The organism is Psychroflexus sp. MES1-P1E (assembly GCF_002836055.1).
Lineage (GTDB): Bacteria > Bacteroidota > Bacteroidia > Flavobacteriales > Flavobacteriaceae > Psychroflexus.
This window is the reverse complement of the sequence record NZ_PJBS01000167.1, coordinates 1-5,239: the sequence shown is the minus strand read 5'-3', so window position 1 is coordinate 5,239 and position 5,239 is coordinate 1. Positions and strand designations below refer to the sequence as shown.

Sequence of the window (5,239 nt, the reverse complement as noted above, 5' to 3'; positions counted from 1 at the left end):
TAGTTATTAAAGGAAAATCTTTGAGTCCCATAAATCTTGATTTTAAAAAACTAATATATCATGTTACAAAAAGAGCGTATGATGTGACGCAATTTTATTTTATCAAATTATATGTTTTAAGCATACTTTTTACGGAACTCACGCGGATTTTCATTGGTAATACTCTTAAAAATACGATTGAAATACGACAGGCTTTCAAAGCCCGACCCATAACAGGCATCGCTCACACTCTTGCCCGTCATTAGATCTCGTTTTGATTGGCTAATACGGTACCGGTTTAAAAATTCGGTAAACGTGTATTTTGTCCTTTTTTTAAAGTAACGGCAGAACCCTTCTTTGGTCATATGGCTGAGAATAGCCATATCTTGAAGTTTTATTTTATGATGATAATTATTATCGATATGGGTGAAAATCGCACTGATTCTTTTCTGGTCTTTATCGCTAATCTGATTGTCGTAAGGCCGATTGTGTAAAAGCTCCGGTTTCTCTGAATTAGATAGCTCACGTAATATTTCAAGCAGCTGCAGGTACTGTTCTATGGGCGACAAGCCCTTTAATGCAAACAATTTAACTCCCAATTCTTTTTTTAGTTTCCCCTTAAAGACTAGGCCATGCTTTGATTTTTGGAACATGGTATTGATCAATATTAATTCTGGGGTTTTGTGAAAATTGGTCTCTACCAACTCTTTCTTCAAATGAACCACTACTTTTCTATAACCCGTTTTAACTCCATAGTCAAAATTTAAATGAGGAATGTTCGACCCTATTAATGCCAGATCACTGCCTTGGTAGTTTGAAATATGATTGCCTACATGTCGGGTACCGTTAGCACCTTCTATATAGACCAGTTCATACTCAGGATGAAAATGCCAAAAGAAAAGATCATTTAACCTTGGGTCGAACATGATGCTGAACGACCTATTTACTTTGTTGGTGATGGTTTCTAACTGAACTTTCATGATACTAAGGTATAAGGATATACATTACATTTACTTACAACAACATAAAAAATCAATTTAGTACAAGTTTTGGCTAACTGAGGTAAACTTTCCTAAAGTGTTCATGCTGACCTTTGTGTTGAAAATTCATTAGAAGCGCATAATTAACTTCATGGTTCCACTTTATAAGAATAGAATTAAAGCATTAATCTCATAAAATATAATGTGTTTAAAATCAAAAGAGCATGTTTGTAAATATGCTAATACCTGTCTAAAAAACCATTTTGATGCAAAGGATTTAGTACAGTTCCAAAGCGGTAAAATAAAACTAGTAGTGTAATCAAAATGGTTTTGCCCAATTTTTAAAGCCATAATCTTAATCGAAACCCATAGTAAGAGCAATCAAATGGCATTTACCCATTGAGATAAATATCAATAGGATTGAATCATTTATGAATCAAATAACTAAAACGTTATAGTGAATTAAATTAAAATTTAGAAAACATGAAAAATATAGCTAAGCCGATGGTTCCTGGCAACAAACACAAAGAAATTCCAGGAAACCCTTCTACTGCAAAAAGCAGTAAAGCGCAACTACGAAACGAGGCAACTGTAGATTCACTTAAGGTCTTGACTTTGGAGCAATGGAAGTTTTGGAAAGAGAACGGTTATGTAGTCGTTAAAAATGCAGTATCCCCAGAACAAGCAAAAAAAACGGCGGCATTTCTTTGGGAATTTGAAGAAAAAGACCCTAACGACAAGAAAACATGGTACACCAAGGCCCGGGCCGAAATAAAAATGAAGGAATTGGCTGGGACGGGAATGGTAGAGGTCTATAACAACCAACATTTATGGAACAACCGACAATCGCAAAGGGTCTATGACGCTTTTACCGATATTTGGGGAACCGAAAGATTATGGGTAACCATAGACCGAGCTAATTTGAATTTCCCTATGTGCCCTGGCTATGAATACAAAGGGTTTATTCATTGGGACTACGATCCAGAAACAAAACCTCAAAACGTACAAGGGGTATTGGCTTTGGCTGATCAGACCGATAAAGATATGGGAGGTTTTCAATGCATTCCATGGTTATACAAAAATTATGACACATGGAAATTGACACAACCGGAAGACAGAGATCGCTTTAAACCAGATGTAGCGGGATTGGAGTATAAATTAGTGAAAGTTGTTATGGAGGCAGGAGATCTTTTAATCTTTAATAGTTCACAGCCCCACGGCATTCGCCCAAATACATCCAAAGACCAAGTTCGAATAGCGCAGTATATTTCTATGATGCCCGCACAGAAGGAGGATAAAGCATTGAGGAGTTGGAGGACTAATTCTTGGAAAAACAGCGAGTCTCCTGTAGGCTATGCCTTTCCTGGGGATCCACGGAACTGGGAGCAGACAAAATATAAAAGAGCAGAATTATCGGATCTCGGGGAGAAATTATTGGGGTTGAAAGATTGGTAATTGATGGTAAAATACTTTTGCAAATGGGGCCTCATTCGGGTAGCCCCATTTTTAGCGTACACTAAAATTAAATATAACTAAACCGAGTAAAACTTTAAAAATGGAATTTCTGGATATCGCGATCATCGTATTATATTTTGGCATCATTCTTTGGATTGCCCAATGGGCATCAAAGGGAAAAAAGGATGCGGCCTTTTCGTCTGTCGATTATTTTTTAGCAGGTAAGAACCAAGGCTGGTTCGTCATAGGGGCTTCTTTGTTTGCCTCTAACATTGGTTCAGAAATTATTCTAGGAGTGTCCGGTGCAGGGGCACGGGGAAGTATGCCTATGGCGAATTTTGAGATCTTAGCTTCCTTGGTGTTAATCCTTTTCGGTTGGGTTTTCGTCCCGTTTTATTTACGCACAGGGGTGTACACAATGCCTGAATTTTTGGAAAAACGTTATTCAAAAGCCTGTCGTAACTATTTATCCGTAATATCCGTTTTGGCATATATCATCACCAAAATTTCGCTTATCATCTTTGCCGGGGCGCTGGTCTTTGAAGTGTTGGGCATTCCGTTTTGGACGGGTGCAATTATTACAGTGGTGGCCACTGGATTTTATACGGTTCTAGGTGGACTAAAAGCTGTTATTTATACCGATATGGCTCAAGCTTTTATACTAATACTGGGCACTATGGGGGTGGTGTTTTTCGGATTGTACGAATTGGGCGGCTGGAATGAAATGATACGCAGCATCGACATGGCGGCAAACACATCTGGGAATCCACCTGTAGATCAATTTTTTAATCTTTGGCGATCTACCGATGATACTGAATATCCATGGACAGGAATGTTGTTCGGCGCACCAATCTTGGGAGTTTGGTATTGGTGTACCGATCAGTTTATTGTTCAACGTGCCTTATCCGCAAAGGATGTTAGCAATGCCCGTAAAGGGGCTTTGTTCGCGGGATACCTTAAACTGCTACCTGTATTTCTATTTTTTCTACCAGGAGTTATTGCCTATGCCCTTATGCAAAAAGGCATGATAAGTTTCTCTATGGAAAATGCAGACCAAGCCCTTCCCACTATGATTACAGAATTTTTACCAACCGGATTAAAAGGATTAGCTATTGCTGGCCTTTTGGCTGCTTTGATGAGTTCACTGTCTTCTGCCTTTAATTCCAGTTCCACTTTGCTAACCATCGACTTTTATCAGAAGTTCAAACCTGAGGCCTCTGAAAAAGAACTTGTTAGATTTGGTAGGATTGCAACAGTAGTTTTGGTCTTGCTTAGTTTGGGCTGGATACCTTTTATGAATGCACTAATGGGCGGGGGTATTTTTCACTATTTACAAAGTATTCAAGCCTATATCGCCCCACCTATAGCCTCTGTTTTTCTGCTAGGCCTTTTTTATAAATGGATAAATGCCCGTGCTGCAATTGTTACCCTATGGACCGGTTTTGTAATTGGAATGTTTCGTTTGGGAGCAGAATTCATGGTCAATGAAGGTTCCTTGCTACCGACCGATGATAGTACCTTGAGTTATTTTCTAGGGATTAATTTCTTGCACTTTGCCTTGTTCCTTTTTCTTTTTTGTTCTGCTGAATTGATGATTATTAGCAAACTGGGGACTCCACAATCCCTCCTATTATTGGAGGCTGTAACTTTTCAAAAGAAAAAAGGGACATCTTTTAAATGGAGCACCGACGTGATTTTAACCGTGGTATTGATTATTTTGGTGTTGGTTATTTGGTTCATTTTTAGTCCATTAGGGATAGGGTGATGATATATAATAATTGCTTAGAAGCATAGTTAATGCAGACAAAAATTATAACATCCAAGACATAACTATGGTTTAAGTAAAATGAAGATATAAAAATGAACAAATTCTCTCAATACATATAAATTTAAAATCATGACAATGAAAATTATCAAAAAAACGCTGATTCCAGTAGTACTGATATGTAGCATAGTAGGTGCGGCTTGTAAACAAGAAGTAAAAGAAGAAGAAAACAACAAAAAAGAAGTAACAATGAAACAAGATATGGAGAAACAAAACAAACTTTTAAGGCATGTTGTTCTATTTAAATTTAAGGATGATGCCCTTGCGGAGGAAGTTGAGAAGTTGAATCAATCTTTTAACGCTTTGCCCAAAGCAATTCCTGAAATACAAGATTTTGAATGGGGAATAAATGATAGTCCAGAAAATTTTCATCAAGATTTTACCCATTGTTATATGGTAACCTTTAAATCTGAAAGTGATAGAGACAGCATATATACCCCGCATCCAAGTCACCAAGCGTTTGTAGCTAGCCTGCAACCCTATTTAGAAAAAGTCTTTGTTGTAGACTACTGGACTAATCCAAAATGAAAACAAATATGACGGTCCTAATACACCATAAAAAATATGCTAAGGTTTTACGAATAAAAGGATTGAATAGGCTCATATTAATTTTAAAATGATTTGCAATTTACAAGAGGTACTGCATCCAACCTACCTCTTTCTAATCAAAATCAATTAAATTTAAACTGATGGAAAAAAATTTAAACGATGGCAATAGAATTCCAATTGTAGGTTTTGGCACCTATAAGGCAAATGAAGAAGAAGGAATAAAATCCATCCAGAGTGCTTTGACTTTGAGTTATCGATTAATCGATACTACGGCAATTTATCAAAATGAAGAAGCCGTAGGTAAAGCAATCAAAACTAGTGGGGTTGTAAGGCAGGAAATTTTTATAACCACTAAGCTTTGGAGGGAGAATTTAGGATATAAACAGACTAGGCTGGCCTTAGACGAATCGTTGAGAAAGTTAGATTTAAATTATATAGACCTCTATCTTAT

Annotated in this window: 5 protein-coding genes; 4 read left to right on the top strand and 1 reads right to left on the bottom strand. The window is 37.1% G+C overall.

The genetic code is table 11. From position 1 onward, the window contains the following. Nucleotides 1-116 precede the first annotated feature (116 nt). Nucleotides 117-959, bottom strand: coding sequence for an AraC family transcriptional regulator (locus CXF67_RS07875; RefSeq protein WP_102088257.1), 843 nt, complete (start codon nt 957-959; stop codon nt 117-119). A gap of 483 nt (nt 960-1,442) precedes the next feature. Here CXF67_RS07875 and CXF67_RS07870 point away from each other — a divergent pair, with 483 nt between their 5' ends. The 4 genes from CXF67_RS07870 to CXF67_RS07855 form a co-directional block, all read left to right on the top strand. Then, nucleotides 1,443-2,414, top strand: coding sequence for a phytanoyl-CoA dioxygenase family protein (locus tag CXF67_RS07870; RefSeq protein WP_102088256.1), 972 nt, complete (start codon nt 1,443-1,445; stop codon nt 2,412-2,414). Nucleotides 2,415-2,514: 100 nt separating this feature from the next. Beyond that, on the top strand, nt 2,515-4,179 hold the full coding sequence (locus tag CXF67_RS07865) for a sodium:solute symporter (protein WP_102088255.1): 1,665 nt from the start codon (nt 2,515-2,517) through the stop codon (nt 4,177-4,179). A gap of 138 nt (nt 4,180-4,317) precedes the next feature. Then, the gene (locus tag CXF67_RS07860) at nt 4,318-4,767 is read left to right on the top strand and encodes a Dabb family protein (protein ID WP_102088258.1); all 450 of its coding nucleotides are present in this window, start codon (nt 4,318-4,320) and stop codon (nt 4,765-4,767) included. Between the two features lie 161 nt (nt 4,768-4,928). Next, nucleotides 4,929-5,239 (top strand): aldo/keto reductase (locus CXF67_RS07855; protein WP_145990398.1); only part of this gene is annotated, 311 nt, incomplete at its 3' end.